This window comes from Pseudomonas sp. TE3895, from assembly GCF_056278855.1.
Window position 1 is genome coordinate 4,772,122 of record NZ_JBWBQE010000001.1, and the last position, 19,942, is coordinate 4,792,063.

22 protein-coding genes and 2 tRNA genes are annotated in these 19,942 nt (G+C 61.4%); 9 read left to right on the forward strand and 15 right to left on the reverse strand.

From position 1 onward, the window contains the following. Positions 1-68 precede the first annotated feature (68 nt). Entirely contained in the window at positions 69-281 is a 213-nt protein-coding gene (locus tag ACZ889_RS21610; protein ID WP_003250649.1) for a hypothetical protein, read from the forward strand. On the opposite strand, the gene ACZ889_RS21615 is transcribed toward ACZ889_RS21610, so the two are convergent. The 7 genes from ACZ889_RS21615 to ACZ889_RS21645 all read right to left on the reverse strand — a co-directional run bounded on the left by ACZ889_RS21615 (position 253) and on the right by ACZ889_RS21645 (position 7,190). Beyond that, positions 253-1,254, reverse strand: coding sequence for a nucleoside hydrolase (locus ACZ889_RS21615; RefSeq protein WP_409293577.1), 1,002 nt, complete (start codon positions 1,252-1,254; stop codon positions 253-255). The genes ACZ889_RS21610 and ACZ889_RS21615 overlap by 29 nt on opposite strands. 64 nt (positions 1,255-1,318) lie before the next feature. Further along, on the reverse strand, positions 1,319-1,717 hold the full coding sequence (gene rbsD / locus ACZ889_RS21620) for a D-ribose pyranase (RefSeq protein WP_003250646.1): 399 nt from the start codon (positions 1,715-1,717) through the stop codon (positions 1,319-1,321). Next, positions 1,714-2,622, reverse strand: coding sequence for a ribokinase (gene rbsK / locus ACZ889_RS21625; protein WP_020190142.1), 909 nt, complete (start codon positions 2,620-2,622; stop codon positions 1,714-1,716). The genes rbsD and rbsK overlap by 4 nt, the downstream gene beginning before the upstream one ends. A gap of 15 nt (positions 2,623-2,637) precedes the next feature. Beyond that, positions 2,638-3,660, reverse strand: a complete 1,023-nt coding sequence (locus tag ACZ889_RS21630; protein WP_476257799.1) for a LacI family DNA-binding transcriptional regulator — start codon at positions 3,658-3,660, stop codon at positions 2,638-2,640. 4 nt (positions 3,661-3,664) lie between these two features. Further along, positions 3,665-4,660: an ABC transporter permease gene (locus ACZ889_RS21635; RefSeq protein WP_003250639.1), complete on the reverse strand. Its 996-nt coding sequence runs from the start codon at positions 4,658-4,660 to the stop codon at positions 3,665-3,667. After that, positions 4,657-6,210: a sugar ABC transporter ATP-binding protein gene (locus ACZ889_RS21640; RefSeq protein WP_003250637.1), complete on the reverse strand. Its 1,554-nt coding sequence runs from the start codon at positions 6,208-6,210 to the stop codon at positions 4,657-4,659. The genes ACZ889_RS21635 and ACZ889_RS21640 overlap by 4 nt, the downstream gene beginning before the upstream one ends. A 20-nt stretch (positions 6,211-6,230) precedes the next feature. Next, positions 6,231-7,190, reverse strand: coding sequence for a sugar ABC transporter substrate-binding protein (locus tag ACZ889_RS21645; RefSeq protein ID WP_180689638.1), 960 nt, complete (start codon positions 7,188-7,190; stop codon positions 6,231-6,233). A 367-nt stretch (positions 7,191-7,557) separates the two neighbouring features. Between ACZ889_RS21645 and ACZ889_RS21650 the strand changes: the two genes are divergently transcribed. Then, positions 7,558-8,646 carry an asparaginase gene (locus ACZ889_RS21650; RefSeq protein ID WP_010953400.1) on the forward strand — a complete coding sequence of 363 codons (1,089 nt, stop codon included), beginning with the start codon at positions 7,558-7,560 and terminating at the stop codon, positions 8,644-8,646. 124 nt (positions 8,647-8,770) lie between these two features. Here ACZ889_RS21650 and ACZ889_RS21655 read toward each other — a convergent pair whose 3' ends face one another. Further along, on the reverse strand, positions 8,771-10,645 hold the full coding sequence (locus tag ACZ889_RS21655) for a sigma-54 interaction domain-containing protein (protein WP_476257800.1): 1,875 nt from the start codon (positions 10,643-10,645) through the stop codon (positions 8,771-8,773). A gap of 201 nt (positions 10,646-10,846) precedes the next feature. On the opposite strand from ACZ889_RS21655, the gene cynS reads away from it, so the two are divergent. The 4 genes from cynS (at position 10,847) to ACZ889_RS21675 (ending at position 13,338) form a co-directional block, all read left to right on the forward strand. Then, positions 10,847-11,287, forward strand: a complete 441-nt coding sequence (gene cynS, locus ACZ889_RS21660; RefSeq protein ID WP_003250631.1) for a cyanase — start codon at positions 10,847-10,849, stop codon at positions 11,285-11,287. Positions 11,288-11,351: 64 nt separating this feature from the next. Continuing rightward, the gene (locus ACZ889_RS21665) at positions 11,352-12,176 is read left to right on the forward strand and encodes a formate/nitrite transporter family protein (protein ID WP_047603986.1); all 825 of its coding nucleotides are present in this window, start codon (positions 11,352-11,354) and stop codon (positions 12,174-12,176) included. A gap of 220 nt (positions 12,177-12,396) precedes the next feature. Continuing rightward, positions 12,397-12,639, forward strand: a complete 243-nt coding sequence (locus ACZ889_RS21670) for a DUF1654 domain-containing protein (protein WP_004574330.1) — start codon at positions 12,397-12,399, stop codon at positions 12,637-12,639. A gap of 6 nt (positions 12,640-12,645) precedes the next feature. After that, positions 12,646-13,338, forward strand: coding sequence for an endonuclease (locus tag ACZ889_RS21675; RefSeq protein ID WP_014591566.1), 693 nt, complete (start codon positions 12,646-12,648; stop codon positions 13,336-13,338). Between the two features lie 3 nt (positions 13,339-13,341). Here ACZ889_RS21675 and ACZ889_RS21680 read toward each other — a convergent pair whose 3' ends face one another. From ACZ889_RS21680 to ACZ889_RS21695, 4 genes are all read right to left on the reverse strand, one after another. Then, positions 13,342-13,767, reverse strand: coding sequence for a hypothetical protein (locus ACZ889_RS21680; RefSeq protein WP_003250560.1), 426 nt, complete (start codon positions 13,765-13,767; stop codon positions 13,342-13,344). A 252-nt stretch (positions 13,768-14,019) separates the two neighbouring features. Next, on the reverse strand, positions 14,020-14,589 hold the full coding sequence (locus ACZ889_RS21685; protein WP_003250559.1) for an SPOR domain-containing protein: 570 nt from the start codon (positions 14,587-14,589) through the stop codon (positions 14,020-14,022). A 131-nt stretch (positions 14,590-14,720) separates the two neighbouring features. Further along, positions 14,721-14,797: transfer RNA gene (locus tag ACZ889_RS21690), tRNA-Val, on the reverse strand. 171 nt (positions 14,798-14,968) lie between these two features. Next, positions 14,969-15,045 (reverse strand) — tRNA-Val (locus ACZ889_RS21695). Positions 15,046-15,247: 202 nt separating this feature from the next. Here ACZ889_RS21695 and ACZ889_RS21700 point away from each other — a divergent pair. Beyond that, the gene (locus ACZ889_RS21700) at positions 15,248-16,531 is read left to right on the forward strand and encodes an NAD(P)/FAD-dependent oxidoreductase (protein ID WP_003250557.1); all 1,284 of its coding nucleotides are present in this window, start codon (positions 15,248-15,250) and stop codon (positions 16,529-16,531) included. Positions 16,532-16,642: 111 nt separating this feature from the next. Here the strand turns inward: ACZ889_RS21700 and ACZ889_RS21705 are convergent, their stop codons facing one another. Further along, positions 16,643-17,377 carry a peptidase C39 family protein gene (locus ACZ889_RS21705; RefSeq protein ID WP_003250555.1) on the reverse strand — a complete coding sequence of 245 codons (735 nt, stop codon included), beginning with the start codon at positions 17,375-17,377 and terminating at the stop codon, positions 16,643-16,645. Between the two features lie 166 nt (positions 17,378-17,543). Here ACZ889_RS21705 and ACZ889_RS21710 point away from each other — a divergent pair, with 166 nt between their 5' ends. Beyond that, positions 17,544-17,723 carry a hypothetical protein gene (locus tag ACZ889_RS21710; protein WP_476257801.1) on the forward strand — a complete coding sequence of 60 codons (180 nt, stop codon included), beginning with the start codon at positions 17,544-17,546 and terminating at the stop codon, positions 17,721-17,723. A 126-nt stretch (positions 17,724-17,849) separates the two neighbouring features. Here ACZ889_RS21710 and ACZ889_RS21715 read toward each other — a convergent pair whose 3' ends face one another. Both ACZ889_RS21715 and ACZ889_RS21720 read right to left on the reverse strand, forming a co-directional pair. Next, complete coding sequence (locus tag ACZ889_RS21715; RefSeq protein ID WP_003250551.1) at positions 17,850-18,602, reverse strand: TerC family protein; 753 nt, start codon at positions 18,600-18,602, stop codon at positions 17,850-17,852. A 28-nt stretch (positions 18,603-18,630) separates the two neighbouring features. Next, positions 18,631-18,870, reverse strand: coding sequence for a hypothetical protein (locus ACZ889_RS21720; protein WP_003250549.1), 240 nt, complete (start codon positions 18,868-18,870; stop codon positions 18,631-18,633). 132 nt (positions 18,871-19,002) lie between these two features. Here ACZ889_RS21720 and nhaR point away from each other — a divergent pair, with 132 nt between their 5' ends. Further along, on the forward strand, positions 19,003-19,896 hold the full coding sequence (nhaR, locus tag ACZ889_RS21725; protein WP_003250547.1) for a transcriptional activator NhaR: 894 nt from the start codon (positions 19,003-19,005) through the stop codon (positions 19,894-19,896). The last annotated feature ends 46 nt before the right edge of the window (positions 19,897-19,942 follow it).

The window sequence follows — 19,942 nt, forward strand, 5'->3', positions numbered from 1 at the left end:
TCCCGCCTCCATTGAACACCAGGGTCAGGTGTTCCTCCTTCGTTCCGGGCCCCCAGCGAGAGCTTTTCATGAGCACCCACAGCATCGATGCCGATATCAAGGTCAAATGGGCCGAGGGCCAGAGCGCGTACAGCCCTGGCACACCGGAAGAGTTACTGTTGATCGCCATCGACCTGTTGGTGCGCGACAACGGTGCCGAGGCGGCACGCAGCTTCATCGACCAGGTGTTCGAGCGCTACGCGCCGCACGCGGCTATTCCAATCGCGCCAGACGGGCACTGAGCAGGTCGAACAGCCCCTGGGCATCACCCTGCTCCACCCACAGCACATTCGCCGGCCGCTTGAGCACACCGTACCAGTCTGCGATTGTCTGGCCGAAAGTGGGCCCTTCGCGGCTGTCGATGCTCATGTGGATACGCCGGCCACTGAACAGCTCGGGCTTTAACAGGTAGGCGATGACGCTGGCGTCGTGCACAGGGCCGCCAGGTATGCCATACACGTCCATATCGTGGGTGATGTAGGCATTGAGGATATCCACCACGCGCTTGCTGGCCTGGTTGTTCACGGCCGCCAGTTGCTTCAGGCGGGCGTTACTGGTCAGCAGCTTGTGCGTGACGTCCAGCGGCAGGTAGGTCAGCTGTACGCCGCTGGCCAGCACCACTTCGGCGGCGTGCGGGTCGGCATAGAGGTTGAACTCCGCCACCGGGGTGATGTTGCCGCCGTTGAAATGGGCTCCCCCCATGACCACCACCTCTTTGATGCCGTTGACGATGCTCGGGCGCTGGATCAGCGCCAGGGCCAGGTTGGTCTGCGGGCCGAGCATGGCGACGGTGATGCTGTGCGGTTTGGCTGCGCTGAGGGTATCGACCAGGTATTGCACGGCATTGCCCTGGGCCAGAGGCGCTTTCGGCTCGTGCACCGGTACACCGGTGAGGCCTTCTTCGCCATGAACGTCGGCGGCGTAGATCGGCGTGCGCACCAATGGGCGGCCGGCACCGGCGTACACCGGGATGTCTTCACGCCCCGCCCATTCGCGGGCCAGGCGGGCATTGCGCGAGGTCTTGTCCAGGCGCACGTTGCCGGCCACGGTGGTGATGGCGCGGATATTGAGTTCGTTGGGCGAAGCCATGGCCAGAAACAGCGCGACCACGTCGTCCGCGCCGGGATCGGTGTCGATGATCAGGTCGATGGGTGCGGCCTGGAGGGTGGAGGCTGTGGCCATGAAGACGACTCCTTGTAGCAGGGACTTGAGCATGGATGGCACTCCTGTTGCCTATGAATCATGCGTTTACACAGCCCGGCGTCCTTTGTGGAAGCGGCTAGAAGGTGACGCCGGAGATGAGGGCGATGTTGCTATAGGGCTGGCACTCGCCTGTACGCACCACCGCACGGGCACTGCGCGACAGCACTTTGAAATCCTCATGGGTCAGCCATTCGCGCTTGCCCAGCTTGCCCTTCAGTCGCTCGATTTCGACCAGCGCAGGTGGCACCACTTTCTGCATTTCCTCAGCCAGCACGTGCCGCTCAACCTGCAATTCGCTCAGCACCACCCGCAGCACGCTGGCGAAGTCCGGCAGGCCAGGCGTAATGGCCAGGTCGATCAGCTCGACACCCGGCGGCACCGGCAGCCCGGCATCGCCAATCACCAGGATATCGCCATGCCCCATGCCGGCAATGACTCGCGACAGGGCAACGTTCAACAGCGGGGTTTTCTTCATGGCGTCAGCTCCGCCAGATAGGGAATCGACGGTTGGGCACCAGCACGGGTAACCGACAATGCCGCGGCACGCTGGCCAAAGGCGATCGCCTCCCCCTCCTCCAGCCCACGCACCAGGCCGGCAGCAAAGCCACCAATGAAGGTATCGCCGGCAGCGGTGGTGTCCAGCGGTTGCACGTGCGGCGCCGGATAGTGCTGATGACCTTGGGCAGTAACCAGCAAGGCACCTTGCGCACCCAAGGTGATGATCACTTTGCCTGCCCCCAGCTGCAGCAAGCGCTCGCCTGCGCGCCGGGCACTGTCCTGGTCGGTCACCGCCACGCCGGTCAAGGCTTCGGCCTCGCTTTCGTTAGGGGTAAGGTAATCGATATGCGCAAACCAGTCCGCTGGCAAGGGGCCGGTAGCGGGTGCTGGGTTCAGGATCACCTGCTTGCCCAGCTCGTGCCCTCTGGCCAGTGTCCAGGCCACGGTGCTGGCTGGCACTTCCAACTGGCAGATGATTACCTCGGCAGCCTGCAGCAACGCATCGAAGCGCCGCACCGACTGCGGCGTCAGCAGGCCGTTGGCGCCGGGAATGATGACAATACAGTTCTGGCTGGCAGCATCCACCGTGATCAGCGCCACACCGCTGGACGTGCCCGGGCAGGTGCTGACGCCCTGACAGTCGATCCCCTCGACATACAAGGCCCGGTGCAGTTGCCGACCGTAGTCGTCATCCCCCACATTGCCGATCATCGCCACACTGCCGCCCAGCCGCGCCACTGCCACCGCCTGGTTGGCACCCTTGCCGCCAGGCACCGTGAAAAAGCTATCGCCGGGGAGTGTTTCGCCGGCCCGTGGCAGGCGCTGGGCGCGGACCACCAGGTCCATGTTGAGGCTGCCAACCACCACAACCTTGGCATTCATGACGTTTCCTTAGCGTTAGCGGTAATCATTGAACAGGTCCGGGCGCGGCCCGGTGGACTCACGCAAGACGATACGCGGGGCGACAATGCGCTGCTCCGCCGCGCCTTGCCGGGGCGTAGCGATACGCGTCAGCAGCAACGAGGCAGCGCTCTCGCCCAGCTCGCGGATCGACTGGCCCACCGTGGTCAGTGGTGGGTACACGTAGCGGCTGAGCTCGATGTCGTCGAAACCGATCACCGACAGCTCGCCGGGTACGCTGATATTGCGTTCGGCTGCAGCGCGCAGCACACCAAAGCCGATCATGTCGTTGCCGGCAAAAATCGCCGAGGGCCGCTTGCCTTCCAGCACCTGCGCCGCCGCTGCATGGCCACCCGGGCTGGTGAAGTCGCAGTGCAGTACACGGCTGCCCAGCACGGGCGCACCGGCTTCGGCCATGGCACGGCGGAAGCCGCTCAGGCGCAGCTGGGTAACCCCGGTTTCGGCGGGGCCGCCGATATAGGCAACGTCGCGATGGCCAAGCTCCAGCAGATGCCGGGTGGCCAGGTACGCCCCCTGCTCGTGGTCAATGCGCACCAAGTCGGCATCGACGCCTTCCAGCTCACGGTCGACGATGACCATTGGCGTGCGCACACTGGCCAGGCTTTGCAGCAGGTCGTCGTCCTGGCCCACCGAGGCCACTACCAGGCCGTCGATGCGTTTTTCCAGCAGCACGCGCAGGTAGCTGCGCTGCTTCTGCGGGTTGTCGTCGGAGTTGCACAGGATTACGCAATAGCCGTTGCGCTCGCAGGCGTCTTCGATACCCCGCGCCAGCTCGGCGAAGTACGGGTTGACGCTGTTGGGCACCAACAGGCCGATGGTGGCCGTGCTGCGCGCCTTCAGCGAGCGCGCCACCGCACTGGGCACGTAATCCAGTTCGATGATGGCGGCTTCCACTTTCAGCCGCACCTGCTCGCTGACCGGACGGGTCTTGTTGAGTACATGGGACACGGTGGTGTACGAAATACCCGCCAGTGCCGCGACGTCTTTGATGGTTGCCATGGTGTCAGTTCCGCCGGCCTGCGCGCCGGCTACGGTAAGTGTCGAGCACCACGGCGATGACGATCACCGCCCCGGTGATGATGCGTTTGGTCGGCTCGCTGGCGCCGATCTGCGCCAGCCCGGCGGCCAATACGGAAATGATCAGTACGCCAAAGAAGGTGCTGATGACCGAGCCACGCCCACCCATCAGGCTGGTGCCGCCGATCACGACGGCGGCAATGACCTGCAGCTCCAGGCCAGACCCGGCATTGGGGTCGGCCGCTTCCAGCCGCGAGATCTGGAACAGCGCGGCCAGGCCGGCGAGCAGGCCCATCAGGGCGAACACCAGCACTTTGTAAGGGCGCGGATCGATACCGGCCAGGCGCACGGCCTCTTCATTGGTGCCGATACCGATCAGGTAACGGCCGAACACCGTGCGCGTCAGTACCAACTGGGCGAGCACGATCACCAGCAAGGCGATGATAAACGCTGGCGAAACACCAAAGGCGACCGGGTTGGAGAACCAGGCATAGGCGTCGCCGATATAGGCGGTGCGCGAGTCGGTGAACTGGTAGGCCAGGCCACGGGCCATCTCCAGCACACCAAGCGAGACGATGAACGACGGGATGCGCCAGGCCACGGTGACGCCACCGGTAATGCTGCCGGCCAATGCGGCCACAGCCATGCCCAGCAGCGCCGAGGGCAGCACGCCCCAGCCCCAGCCGAGTATCGCCACGCTCACCGTCGAGGCGGCCAGCGCCAGCACCGAGCCCACCGACAGGTCGATGCCGCCGATGATCAACACGAAGGTCATGCCCACCGCCAGCACCATCAGGTCCGGGATCTGGTTGGCCAGCGTGCTGAAGGTGCCATACGACCAGAAGTGGCTGCTGAGGAACGAGAACAGCACGATCATCGCCAGCAAGGCGCCAGCCAGGCCCAGGTAGGTGCCCAGGCCAAAGTAGGTACCGCTGCGGCGCACGGGGGCGGCTTCCTGATTGTTGAGCGGGGTGGTTTTCATGCATCCATCCTGGGGGCTGCATCATGCAGCAGCGCGTCACGTTTCTGATAACCGGCGAAGGCGGCGGCAAGCAACTGGTCCTGGCTCCAATGATCACGCGCGAAGGTGTCGATCAGGCGGCCGGCGGACAGCACGGCGATGCGGTCGCAAATCAGCATCAGTTCGCGCAGGTCACTGGACACCACCACCAAGGCCTTGCCTTGGCGCGCCAGCTCGGCCAGCAGGCCATAAATGTCGAACTTGGCGCCCACATCGATGCCACGCGTGGGTTCGTCGAACAGCAGCACCTGGCAATCGCGCTCCAGCCAGCGGCCGATCACCACTTTTTGCTGGTTACCGCCAGACAGCTCACCCACCACCTGCTGCGCGCCGGCACTGCGAATGCGCATGGCCTGGATCTGGCGTTCAGCCAAGGCCTTTTCCGCTTCGCTATCGAGCACACCGGCGCGCGATACCGCGCCCAGGTTGCCCAACGCAATGTTGGCGCTGATCGACTGCGTCAACAGCAGGCCCTCGCCTTTGCGGTCTTCGGTTATCAGCGCGATACCGGCCCGCACTGCAGCCTTGGGCGAGTCGATGTTTACCGCCTGCGGCGGTTGGCCGAGCGCGATACCGCCGCTGTCGGCGCGATCGGCACCGTAGATCAGGCGCAACAGCTCGGTACGGCCGGCGCCGATCAGGCCGGAAATGCCAAAAATCTCCCCTGCCCTGACTTCGAACGACACCTCGCGCACCTTGTCGCCGCGGCACAACTTGTCGACCTTGAGCAGCGGTGCACCCATCTGCCGTCGGCCCAGGTCGATATGCTCGCCCAGCTCGCGGCCGACCATCAGGTTGACCAGCTCGGCGCTGCTGTAGCGCTGGATCGGCTCGTCGCACACCAGCTTGCCATCGCGCAGCACAACGATGCGTTGGGCTACCCGCTGCAACTCTTCCAGGCGATGCGAGATATAGACGATGGCCACGCCGCGCGCGCGCAGGCGCTCGATCTGGGTGAACAGCAACGCCACCTCGCGCGCAGTGAGCATGGCAGTGGGTTCGTCCAGGATCAGCACATGGCAGTCACCGATCAGGTTGCGGGCAATTTCGACCATTTGCTGATGGCCGATGCCCAGTTCACCGACAGGGGTGTCCGGGTCGATGGCGTCGAGCCCGACCCGAGCCATGGCGGCCGTTGCCAGCTGGCGCAGGCGCTTGTGGCTGATCCAGCCGAAACGGCTGGGCAGGTTGTCGAGAAACAGGTTTTCCGCGACGGTCAGCGTCGGCAGCAGGTTCAGTTCCTGCATGACCATGCGCACACCAAGGCGTTCGGCCTCGCTGCGGCTGCCGGGCGCGTAGGCCTGGCCACGGTAGGTCATGTGCCCGGTGGTGGGCACCTCCAGGCCGCTGATGAGCTTGGACAACGTACTCTTGCCCGCGCCGTTCTCGCCGGTCAGGGCCAGCACTTCACCGGCGCGCAGGCTCAGGCTGACCTCGCCGAGCACGGGCTGGGCGTAGGTCTTGCCCAGGCCGCTGGCGGCAAGCACCACTTCATTGGCCGATGCAGGCATGGCCGATTCTCTTGGCAGCATCAGGGCTTCTTGGTGATGAGTTCGACCGGGGTCTGGATGACGTTGTCGGCATCCACATCAGGCTTTTCGCCCTTGACCATTTTCAGCGCCGCCTGAATGCCATACACCGCCTGTTGGCTGGCGGCCTGGTCGAGGGTGGCAAGCACGCGTCCATCGGCAAGCATTGGCTTGATGGCTTTGATGTTGTCGTAGCCCACCACTTGCACCTGGCCGGCCTTGCCAGCGGCACGCACGGCGGACACAGCGCCCAGGGCCATGCTGTCGTTGCCGGCCAGCAAGGCCTTCAGGTCGGGGTATTCGTTGAGCATGGAGGCGGCGACGGCGTTGCCTTTGTCGATCTCCCAATTGCCGCTTTGTACCGAGACGATTTTCATCTGCGCGGCGTCCATGGCGTCCTTGAAGCCGGCGGTGCGCTGCTGGGCATTGGTGGTGGTCGGCACGCCTTCGATAATGCCCACCTGGTCGCCGGCCTTGAGCTTCTGGCTGGCCAGGTAATCGCCAACCAGGCGCGCGCCCTTGCGGTTGTCGGGGCCGACGAAGGGAACGCTGATGCCTTTGCTCTTGAGCAGATCAGGGTCCAGACGGTTGTCGATGTTGATCACCACCACGCCCTGGTCCATGGCCTTCTTCACCGCCGACACAAGTGCCTTGGAATCAGCCGGGGCAATCACCAGCGCCTTGGCGCCGGCATTGACCATCTGTTCGACAATGCGGATCTGCTCGCCAGTGTCGGTCTCGTTCTTGATGCCGTTGGCGATCAGCTCGAACTCGTCGGCATGGGCTTTCTGGTAGTCCTTGGCGCCGTCTTCCATGGTGCGGAAGAACTCGTTGGCCAGCGACTTCATGACAAGGGCGACCTTGGGCTTGTCTTCAGCGTGGGCGGCAGACAATGGCAAGGCGAGGCTAAGCGAGGAAATGACAGCGAGGGCCAGCAGACGACCGGGGAACGGCAGCTTCATGAACGATGACTCCGAATCTTGTGTTTTTTATCGGATCGCAAACGTTTGCGTTGACCAACTATGGTAACAGGACCGTTGTTTGTCAAATCCGTTTGGCTGTCGGAGGCCAATGTGCTGCCGGGGCCGATTATGCAGGCTTTTCCGAAAAACCGAACACCTTTTCCTTTATTTGTTCGGAATTACGAATGCGATGCCGCCTTTTGCAGGCGCGGTTCGGTGCAACACCACACATTGCCGGGGCTGCTACGCGGCCCCTTGCAACGCAAGGCCGCTCCAACCCAGGCAACGCGTGGTGCCTTGGTACGGAAAATGCCTGTAGCCCTGCGCGACTCAATAACTATCTCACTAGGAAGCGAGAACAATAACGATGAATGCCGCACTCAAAACCTTCGCCCCCAGCGCACTCGCCCTGCTGCTGATCCTGCCATCCAGCGCCTCGGCCAAAGAAGCCGAAACCCAACAGAAGCTGGCCAATGTGGTCATCCTCGCCACCGGCGGCACCATTGCCGGCGCCGGTGCCAGCGCTGCCAACAGCGCCACTTACCAGGCTGCCAAGCTGGGCGTCGACAAGCTCATCGCCGGCGTACCGGAACTGGCCGACATCGCCAACGTACGCGGCGAGCAAGTGATGCAGATCGCCTCCGAGAGCATCAGCAATGACGACCTGCTGAAGCTGGGCAAGCGCGTCGCCGAGCTGGCCGAAAGCAAGGACGTGGACGGCATCGTCATCACCCACGGCACCGATACCCTCGAAGAAACCGCCTTCTTCCTCAACCTGGTAGAGAAGACCGACAAGCCAATCGTGGTGGTCGGCTCGATGCGTCCGGGTACCGCCATGTCCGCCGACGGCATGCTCAACCTGTACAACGCCGTGGCCGTAGCCAGCGACAAGCAGTCGCGTGGCAAGGGCGTGCTGGTGACCATGAACGACGAGATCCAGTCCGGCCGCGATGTGAGCAAGGCGGTCAACATCAAGACCGAAGCCTTCAAGAGCGCCTGGGGCCCGATGGGTATGGTGGTGGAAGGCAAATCGTACTGGTTCCGCCTGCCGGCCAAGCGCCATACGGTCAATTCCGAGTTCGATATCAAGCAGATCAGCAGCCTGCCGCAGGTGGACATTGCCTATGGCTATGGCAACGTCACCGACACCGCCTACAAGGCCCTGGCACAGAACGGCGCCAAGGCGCTGATCCATGCCGGTACCGGCAACGGTTCGGTATCGTCGCGGGTAGTCCCGGCGCTGCAAGAACTGCGCAAGAACGGCGTGCAGATCATCCGCTCGTCGCATGTCAACCAGGGTGGTTTCGTACTGCGTAACGCCGAACAGCCGGATGACAAGAACGACTGGGTCGTGGCTCACGACCTGAACCCGCAAAAAGCGCGGATCCTGGCGATGGTGGCAATGACCAAGACCCAGGACAGCAAAGAGCTGCAACGCATCTTCTGGGAGTACTGATCAACCACCCATGGCCGGTGCCCCACATCACCGGCCATTCTTCCCTTCCAGATCAACCCCGCCCCGCCGCCGTTCAACTGGGGCTCGCATCAGTGGGTTTCTTCTCTGGCTTGCGCAAGCGGCTCTATTTGTAATTTCTCGGATCAACGCCCCACTTCTTGAGTCGAGACGCCAAGGTTGTGGGCTTCAACCCCAGCAATTGCGCAGCACCACCCTCGCCGGAGACTTTCCCTGCTGTTCGTTTGAGCACAGAGATCGCATTCAGCTTCATCTGCCGCTCCCAGTCTTTGTCGGCAGTCGGCTCAGGCTGGCATTGTGCAATTGAAGATACAAGGCCACTGGACGGGGCGCTTGGCGCCAAAACCTCATGAAAGCTCACGCGACCGTCTCGGGAGACGATGGTCTGTCGCTCAATCACATTTTGAAGCTCGCGGATGTTGCCTGGCCAGGCGTACTGCTGAAGCACCGCGACTTGGGTCAGCGACATGCGAATGCCCGGTTTGTTAAACGCCAGGCTAGCCCTTTCAAGAAAATGGCTGGCGAGCAACGGAATGTCCTCAAGTCGCTCCCGCAAGGGCACCGAGCGTATAGGGAACACATTCAAGCGGAAGTATAAATCTTCCCGGAACGCCCCTCGGGCGACCATATCGCGCAGGTCCCGATTCGTTGCGGCGATAACTCGAACATCAACGGCCCTGGTGCGATTGTCGCCTACAGGCTCAAACTGGCGGTCCTGTAGAACACGGAGCAACTTACTTTGTAGCTCCAGCGGAATCTCTCCCACCTCATCGAGAAACAAGGTACCTCCGTCCGCCAACTCAAAACGACCCACTCGGTTGCTGACCGCTCCGGTGAAGGCCCCTTTGAGGTGGCCGAAGAACTCGCTCTCGAACAATTCACGGGGCACCGCGGCGCAATTGACCCGAATCAGAGGGCGGTCGCGCCGGGGGCTGCTGGCATGAATAGCGCGAGCCACAAGCTCTTTACCCGTGCCTGACTCGCCGGTGACCAACACGTTGGCGTCGGTAGCTGCGACCAGGTCGATCTGCTGTAACAGATGCTTGACCGCAGGGCTTTCGCCGACGATCTCGTGGTGATTGCCGTGGGCGTTGATTTCCTCCTGCAAGTATTGGTTTTCCATCTCCAGCCGAGCCTTCAACTGCTCTACTTCACTTAGCGCATCGCGCAGGCGCGCTTCAGTGCGCTGTCGTTCGCGGATGTCCCGAAAAAGCACCACCGCCCCCACCAGCCTTCCCATCTCGAAGATTGGAGTGCTGGTGTACTCGACGGCGATTGCTTCGCCGCTCTTGTGCCAGAACACCTCGTGATCCACGCGATGAACTTGTCCATCGCTGAACGAAGCATGGATGGGGCACTGATTGACCTCGAACGCACGTCCGTCGCTATGGCTGTGGTGGAACAAATGGTGGGCATCCTGGCCAATCATGTCGACGGCACTCCACCCCAGAATACGCTCGGCGGCGGGGTTGATGAACGTGGTCTGGCCCCGGGTATCGAGCCCATAGATGCCCTCGCCAACTGCACCAAGAATCAGCCGGTTCTGCTGCTGGATGCGCTCGAACACCTGGCTGATCCGCTCCCACCCCACGTGGCCCAAACGGTGTTGGCGGCGCGCCTCAGCCCGGTTACGGCGCTGCTCCAGAAGGTCGCGGCGCTGCACCGCCAGTACAATTTTCCCGCCCTCAACCGCGCTAGCCGAAACCTCCACCGCTATTTGCCGCAGTTGCAGATCCACCAGCAGCAGGTCGTCCGACCACGCTTCGCCTTGAGTCAGCACCTCATCCGTAAAGCTCACCCACAGTGCGATTCCCCCTCGCAGAAAATGGCTAAAGGCATGACCGGAAAGCTCATTTGCGGCGCAGCCCAGTAAATCGAGCGCGGCGTTGTTGGCTTGCAGTACCCGATCATCTACCGGGTGGATTAACAGCATGGCAACGGCGGAGTCGGCAGCGACTCCGAGGGCGACGGCGTCTGTCACTGATGGATATCCTCGAACCGATTTTCACGACATTTCGTGAACAATATTACGACCGTTCGTGATTTACGAAATTTCGTAAATAAACCTCGCCATCAAACAAAAAATAACTCAATAAAATCATGCAGTTACAAAAAACAGGAGATTGGCACATCTCTCGCTATGGGTGTGTTCACCTTAAACCAAACTGCGGGAGCAGAAATAATGGACAAACTTGAAATGCATCACCTGATCATGGCCGCGAAAGCACGCAAGGGCCTGAGCTGGGATGATCTTGCCAACGCAGTGGGCAAGGCCCCGGTATGGCTTGCATCGGTCTGCTACGGCATGAACAGCGCGCCGCTGGAAGTGGCAACGCATCTTTGCGAGGTATTGGAGCTGGATGATCAAGTCGCCGCCACCTTAACCGCTTTCCCAGTCAAGGGCTGGGACAAGTCCATCCCTCAAGACCCGCTGATCTATCGACTGTATGAAGTCGTGGGCGTCTATGGCCCGACCCTGAAAGACGTGATCCAGGAAAAATTTGGCGACGGCATCATGAGTGCCATCGACTTTTCCATGCATGTCGAGCGAATCGAAGACCCCAAAGGCGACCGGGTTCTGTTGACCCTCAATGGCAAGTTCTTGCCGTACCGTTCCTGGTAAACCCATCCAACCCTCGGCACCCCTCCAGGGGTGCCGCCTATTACCCGCAGTTGAGGGAGCCGCCATGTCTTATCTGCTACCCACCGATTTTGTCACCAAGATGCTCGATGCCGGCGCATCAAAGGTCCACATGTCCACTCGCGACACGCTGATCCGCAGCTATATGGCCGGGGCAATTCTGGCCCTGGCGGCCGTATTCGCAGTGACCATCGCAGTACAGACAGGCTCAGCCCTGCTAGGCGCAGTACTGTTTCCGGTTGGTTTTTCAATGCTCTACCTTATGGGCTTCGACCTGCTCACTGGGGTCTTCATGCTCACCCCGCTGGCATTACTGGACAAACGTCCCGGGGTCACCGTTAGGGGAATTCTGCGCAACTGGGGCCTGGTGTTCGTCGGCAACTTCGCCGGCGCCCTTACGGTCGCCTGCATGATGGCCTTCGTCTTTACCTATGGTTTCCATGCTTCCCCCGGTGCCGTGGGAGAGAAAATTGCCAGCATCGGTGAGGCCCGCACCCTGGGTTACGAGCAATACGGGCTGGCAGGCTGGTTGACGATCTTCCTGCGTGGCGTGCTGTGTAACTGGATGGTGTCGATGGGCGTGGTCGGCGCAATGATCTCCACCTCTGTGAGCGGCAAGGTGATCGCCATGTGGATGCCGATCATGCTGTTTTTCTTCATGGGCTTCGAGCACTCGGTCGTGAACATGTTCCTGTTCCCTTCCGCAATGATCATGGGCGGCGACTTCTCGCTCATGGACTACCTGTTGTGGAACGAAATCCCCACCGTACTGGGCAACCTGGTGGGCGGCCTGGCCTTCACAGGCCTGACGCTGTACGGCACCCACATCCGTACGGCCGCGAAGAAAGCCACCAGCGCAACAACCTGCTGAAGCGACAAAGAAGGCAGGCAGCCTCAGTCGCCGCCTGTCTCACTTCATACCCAGGACAAAAAAGAGGTTTGGCTTAGCACTGCTACTAACCCGAACATCGTTTACATTTCAGAACGGTGTCATGGCTTACGGACCAACGCTGGATTTCCCCTGACAAGCTGTTGCGAATTTACTTACAGTGAAATACTGTATGCACATACAGCAAAACAAGGAAATTCCTGTGTCCAGCACCGCCTCCGCCACCCCGAGCAGCTATGAACAGCTGGGTGTACGCATCCAGAAGATCATCAACAGCCCCACCGCCCAGCGCAGCCGTGCGGCGCTGATCTTCCGCCTGGAACAGGAAAGCCCGGATGACTGGGAGACCCTGCTTCAGGAGATCGCAGAAAACGACAACGTCACCCTCGCCCATCGCGACGATGGCGGTGTGCAGATTTTCTGGACCGTACCGAAGGAAGATTGACTGCGCATGAGAGTTTCGCTTTTCGCAGCAGCTTGCCTGTTACTGACCACTCCGCTTGTTCAAGCCGACGCCCCGCGCACCTTCCAGGAGGCCAAGAAGGTCGCCTGGAAGCTCTATGCGCCGCAATCGACCGAGTTTTATTGCGGCTGTAAATACAAAGGCAACAAGGTCGACCTGGCATCTTGCGGCTATACCCCACGCAAGAACGCCCAGCGCGCGTCGCGCATCGAGTGGGAGCACATCGTACCCGCCTGGCAGATCGGCCATCAGCGCCAGTGCTGGCAGAGCGGCGGGCGCAAGCAGTGCTCGCAGCATGACGAAGTGTACCAACGCGCCGAAGCCGACCTGCACAACCTGGTGCCAAGCATCGGCGAGGTCAACGGCGACCGCAGCAACTTCAGCTTCGGCTGGCTACCAGAACAACGCGGCCAGTATGGCCGCTGCCTGACCCAGGTCGACTTCAAGGCCAAGAAGGTGATGCCGCGCCCGTCGATCCGCGGCATGATCGCCCGCACCTACTTCTACATGAGCAAGCAGTACAACCTGCGCCTGTCCAAACAGGACCGCCAGCTGTTCGAAGCCTGGAACAAGACCTACCCGCCGCAAGCCTGGGAGCAGCAACGCAACCAACAGGTCGCCTGCGTGATGGGGCGAGGAAACGCGTTCGTGGGGCCGGTCAACCTCAAGGCGTGCGGTTGATCCTCAGGCCAGCGCCTGTAAATAGGCACTGGCTTGGCGATAACGGGCCAGCCGCGCCAGGTCGGCGGGGCCCGGGCAAGGGATGCGCGAGAGGTCGCTGTTGTCGGCCAGATCGGCCAGCTTGACGGTGCGCGCCAACGGGTCTTCGCCCAGGCGCACCACGAAATCCTGGTAAGGCTCGCCTTCGCGGCGGCTAAGCGCCAGCAACGCAGCCAGGATTTTCAGCGCGAAGCCCTCACGCGCCAGGTCGGACAGGGTCAGCGGGGTGTCTTCGATCACATCGTGAAGCACCGCCACAATCCGCTGCTCAGGTGTGGAAACCCGCATCATCACGCGTAACGGGTGGAGGATATAAGCCGCCCCACCCTTGTCGTATTGCCCTTCATGCGCCCTGGCGGCCACGGCAATGGCCCGCTCCAGTGTAGACATGAGGCCCTCCCCGTTTGGCAGCTACCACCCCAAGCATAGCCAAACTTGTGTGAACAGCGCCTGACACAAGCCTTGGCCGCGCGTCACTGTACTGGCTTAGGCTCTGTACGATAAGCCTTGATACTTGGTCATGCTGCGTTGAAAACAGCCTCAGAATGCTCATGTACTCCAGTACAGTCGGGCGCGACCCCGGCCGTTCCTCGGCTGTTTTCGCCTTGCCTGACCTGCGTCTCAAGACTTCTCGAACAGACCCTAGCGTGCTGCGCCGTGCTGGATGACCACCGAATCGGTACCAAGCTTGGCCATCACTTCATCCCTGCGCGCTTGCGCTTCTTCGCGGGTGGGGAACGGCCCCATCAGCACCACCGGCTTGCCGTCACGGTACTCCACCGAAGAGGGGATGCCCTTTTCGATCAGGCGCGCCGTCATATCGCTGAGTGCGCCCATGTTGGCGCCCTGTACCACTTCCACATCCCACCCCTGGGGCGCCGGCTGGTCTGCCAGCGCCTCGGCACGGCGCTGCAGGTCGGCTCCGCCGCAGAGTTCACGGATACGCAGGTTGTTGCCGGTATCGTCAACGATGATGTCGTACTGGCCATCGCGCTTGATCGCCACGTAGCTGCGGTAGGCTTCGTACTGCCCGGCATCGTCCTTGCCGCGGACCTGACCGCAGATGGTGCCCTGGGTGTCAATCCGCACGTTGCCGAACTTGGCGGTCTTGGGGTTATGCAGGTGTTCGGCCACCTGCTTGTGCACGCCTTCGACCTCGTTCTCACAGCCCGCCAGGGCGAGCACTGCCATTACCACAGCCAGTTTGCGCACGCGTGTACCTCCAGATTCGAAGGGGCGGATTCTAGCACGCCGGGTATGCCCCGAACCGCGACCAAACGTTACACGCTGCTTCGGGCGCAAATGCAAAAAGGGCGATCATTTCTGATCGCCCTTTTTCGATTTGGTAGGCACAATTGGACTCGAACCAACGACCCCCACCATGTCAAGGTGGTGCTCTAACCAACTGAGCTATGTGCCTGTCGTGTGGTGCGCATATTAGTGGCCCGATGCGTACCTGTAAAGCTTTTTTTGAGAAAAATCAAAAACTTTCGAATGAAAGCGCTTTGCGTCCATGCCGCGGTATTCCCGCTCGCGCGGCAATGGACAATGAAAAAAGGGGTGACCCTTTCGGATCACCCCTTTTTCGATTTGGTAGGCACAATTGGACTCGAACCAACGACCCCCACCATGTCAAGGTGGTGCTCTAACCAACTGAGCTATGTGCCTGTCGTGTGGTGCGCATTCTACGCATTACAAAAACCCTGTCAACACTTTTTTTCGCGCTAACCTACTGAATCTTAAACTCTTTATAGAGAGGCTGACTGAGGGGGCCCCGTAAAGGATTTTCACCAGACGACTAGCGGGTGTTTATTATTATTGATAGCATCGGTACATTCGTTAAAAATATAAAACACGAGGTTCCTGCAGCATGGCTAACACCCCCTACCCCCAGTCCTACTACGCCGCCTCGGCCAACCCGGTGCCGCCACGTCCGGCGCTGCAGGGTGAGGTGGAAACCGATGTATGCATCATCGGTGCCGGCTACACCGGCCTGTCCAGCGCCCTGTTCCTTCTGGAGAACGGCTTCAAGGTGAGCATCGTCGAAGCGGCCAAGGTCGGCTTCGGCGCATCGGGCCGCAACGGCGGCCAGATCGTCAACAGCTACAGCCGCGACATTGATGTCATCGAACGCACCGTCGGCCCCAAGCAGGCACAACTGCTGGGCCACATGGCCTTCGAGGGCGGGCGCATCATTCGTGAACGCGTGGCCAAGTACAACATTCAGTGCGACCTGAAAGATGGTGGCGTATTCGCTGCCCTTACCAGCAAGCAGATGGGTCACCTGGAATCGCAAAAGCGCCTGTGGGAACGCTTTGGCCATAATCAGCTGGAGCTGATGGACCAGAAGCGCATCCGCGAAGTGGTTGCCTGCGACAGCTACATCGGCGGCATGCTCGACATGAGCGGCGGCCACATCCACCCGCTGAACCTGGCCCTGGGTGAAGCTGCCGCGGTCGAGTCGCTGGGTGGCATCATCTATGAGCAAACCCCGGCCGTGCGCATCGAACGTGGTGCCAACCCGGTCGTGCATACCCCGCAGGGCAAGGTCCGCGCCAAGTTCATCATCGTTGCCGGCAACGCCTACCTGGGCAACCTGGTACCCGAGCTGGCCGCCAAGTCCATGCCATGCGGCACGCAGGTGATCACCACCGAGCCACTGGGCGAAGAACTGGCACGCACCCTGCTGCCGCAGGACTACTGCGTCGAGGACTGCAACTACCTGCTCGACTACTACCGCCTGACCAGCGACAAGCGCCTGATTTTCGGTGGCGGCGTGGTGTACGGCGCGCGTGACCCGGCCAACATCGAGGCGATCATCCGCCCGAAAATGCTCAAGGCCTTCCCGCAGCTGAAGAACGTGAAGATCGACTACGCCTGGACCGGTAACTTCCTGCTGACCTTGTCGCGCCTGCCACAGGTTGGCCGGATTGGCGACAACATCTACTACTCGCAGGGTTGCTCGGGCCACGGCGTGACCTATACCCACCTGGCGGGCAAGGTGCTGGCCGAGGCCCTGCGCGGCCAGGCAGAGCGTTTCGACGCCTTTGCCGGCCTGCCGCACTACCCGTTCCCAGGTGGCCAGATGCTGCGCGTCCCCTTCAGCGCCATCGGTGCCTGGTACTACAGCCTGCGCGATCGCCTGGGCTTCTGATTCAGGCAGGCCTGGCCTCTTCGCCGGCAAACCTGCGCCCACACGGACTGTGCAATAAGCACAAATCCTGTGGGCGCGGGCTTGCCGGCGAAGAAGCCGGCACAGGCAACGCTATTCGTTCAGGCTATTGACCGCCTGCTTCGCCGCAATCTCTTGCCCGGCCTTGGCCAATTCATCCGCAGCATGCAACCACCGCTGGCGATCAACCTGGGCCGGCAGTTGCCGAGGTGGCTGCACCAGCACCGCCCAACTCCCCTGCTTCTCCCATGCCGATGCAAATTCATCGAATGCCATCACCTGCCGCCGGTGCATGCCCGAGCGCAGCAGCACCCGCTGCTTGTAACGGTCATAGCCCATCAACACCGCATAGCGCGGCTCGCTCCACCAGGCCGAACCGTCCTCGTAACGCAGCAGCACCGGGTTGCCCGCTGCCACCTGGGTCAGCAGCGCGTCCAGTTGCTTGTCCAGCGGGTACACCACCCTACCGTAGTCCCGCGCCACACGGGGAATAGCGGTATCCAGCGTTTCGGCGCCCTGAGGCAGGTTGAGCGGCTTATCCAGCAAGCCCGGCGTAATAGGCGCCCCCTGCTGCGACAGCACTGCCGCCAGCGCCATGGCCCCGCTGTGGTTGGCGTTGCCACGGTAGAACGGCACGCTGCTGATCTCGACTCGCTGCGGCAGGCCCTTGAGGTTGCCGGGCGGTGCGCTGGCGCAGCCGGCCAGGGTGGCAGCCAGCAGGCAGGCAGCCAGTAGCCGCCGGGGGGCAGCCTTGAAGGAATGTTGCTCCATGGACACTCGCTTGTTCCAACGCCAGGCAGGCAGCGCCCGGCTCTGGCCACCGATCATAGGTCCGACAGCGGCGCGGGTATAGTCCGACAGCGCCTTGGAGCGAATCGGCCCTAGAGATAGACCATTGTTCGATGGAACGTCACGGACGAAGGGCTAGACTAAAGCAGTGTCTGGAAGGTAAACGCGGGCCAATCAAGCGCTTGCCGCAGAGATGGAGGCACAGATGAGCCTGACCATGGCAATTCTCATGCTGGTAGGCATGTGGCTGAGCGTCGCAGCCGCCATGCTGTGGGGTGTTCTGCGTATCGTGCGGCGTCACGCACACCATCACCACCTGCCCCCACAGGCACCATCCAAGCCACAGCCAGCAAGACGGGCGCGGCGGCATGCCGGGGTGAGCTAACCTCAGGATTTCCCGAAGCCCACTGACTGACAAGCCCGCTGCACAGGTATTCGCGTTGCCAGTGCCACGCGAATACCTATGCAGCGGGCTTGTCCGCAAGAGGGGCGCGAGGCGCCCCTTTTTACATCAACCTTCAGCCGCCTCACGCTTCAGACGCGCTCGGCGGGCCAGGATGTTGAGGACCTCGATAGCCGTCGAGAACGCCATGGCCGCATACACATAGCCCTTGGGTACATGGGCGCCAAAGCCTTCGGCGATCAGCGTCATGCCGATCATGATGAGGAAGCCCAGCGCCAGCATGACCACGGTCGGGTTGTCGTTGATGAAGTTGGCCAGCGGGTCGGCGGCCACCATCATCACGATCACAGCCGTGATAACGGCGATAATCATGATGGGCAGGTGCTCGGTCATGCCCACGGCGGTGATGATGCTGTCGACCGAGAAGACGATGTCCAGCAGCAGGATCTGGAAGATCGCCGCAGCAAAGCCCAGGGTCACCGTGGAGGAGACTTTGGCTTCCTCCTTGGCGCCATGCGGGTCGACGTTTTCGTGAATTTCCTTGGTCGCCTTCCACAGCAAGAACAAACCACCGGCAATCAGAATCACATCCTTCCACGAGAAGGCGTTGCCGAACACTTCGAACACCGGGTCGGTCAACTGGACGATCCAGGCCACGGTGCTGAGCAAGGCCAGCCGCATGACCAAGGCCATGCTGATACCGATACGCCGCGCCTTGGAGCGGTACTCCACCGGCAGTTTGTTGGTCAGGATCGAGATGAAGATCAGGTTGTCGATGCCCAGCACAACTTCCATGGCCACCAGCGTAGCCAGGGCAACCCAGGCGGTAGGGCTAGCGGCGAGTTCCAGCAAATATTCCATTGTTCAAATCCTGCAGCAGCGGTTGGGGTCAGATTTCCTGGGTTTCTTCTTTCTTCTCGGCATCCTTGGGCTTCTGCCCTTCGCCGCCGATGGCTTCGCTCAGCGCCTGCTGGGCAGCCTTGTTGGTGTCGTCGATGGCCTGCTTGGCCGACTGCGCGGCCTGGTCAAGCATCTGCTGGGCGGATTTCTCGGCCTGGTCGCAGCCTGCCAGGGTGAACAGGGCCAAAGCCAGCACCAATGGGGTGCCAATGGATTTGAGTTGCAGCATGGTGTCCTCGCTTGAAATAACCCGGCGGCGCATGGCGCCTGATAGCCGTGCATTCTAGAGACGGCAATAGTTCAGGAAAATTCGTATTTTCATGGCATATACTTCGATTTTTACGAATCGGGACGACCGACGGTGCTTAACTATCGCCAGCTGCATTACTTCTGGGCCGTGGCCAAGACGGGCAGCATCACCCGCGCCAGCCAACAGCTGAACCTCACACCACAAACCATTAGCGGGCAGATCACCCTGTTCGAGCAAACCTACGGCCTGGAACTGTTCCAGCGCGCCGGCCGGCAGCTGGAACTGACAGAAACCGGCCGTCAGGCCCTGGTGTATGCAGAGCAGATGTTTCAGATCGGCAGCGAGCTTGAAGCCATGCTGCGTGCCGGCCCTCAGGAGCAGATCCTGTTTCGTGTGGGGGTGGCTGACGTAGTGCCCAAATCCATTGTCTACCGCCTGCTGGCACCGACCATGGACCTGGAAGAGGTGCTGCGCATCAACTGCCGCGAAGACAAACTTGAGCGGTTACTGGCAGACCTGGCTATCCAGCGCCTGGACCTGGTGATATCCGACAGCCCCATGCCTAACCACCTGGACATCAAGTGCTACAGCCAAAAGCTGGGCGAGTGCGGGCTGAGCTTCTTCGCCACCCCGGCGCTGGCACAACGGCTTGAAGGTCCTTTTCCAGCTTGCCTGCAGGATGCTCCGCTGCTGGTTCCCGGCCAGGAGACCGTGGTGCGCAGCCGCTTGCTGCGGTGGCTGGGCGAGCAGCAGGTGCAGCCACGGATCGTGGGGGAGTTCGATGACAGTGCCTTGATGCAAGCGTTCGGGCAGTCGGGCAGCGGCATTTTCGTTGCGCCCAGCGTAATCGCCGAGGAGGTGTGCCGTCAGTATGGCGTGCAACTGATCGGGCAGACCGAGGCCGTGCACGAATCGTTCTATGCCATTTCGGTGGAGCGCAAGGTCAAGCACCCAGGGATCGTGGCGATTACCGAGGGGGCGCGGCGAGAGTTGTTTCACTGGTAGCCATCCAAGCCTGATTGACTACCAACAAGGCGCGCCGTGCCCACCA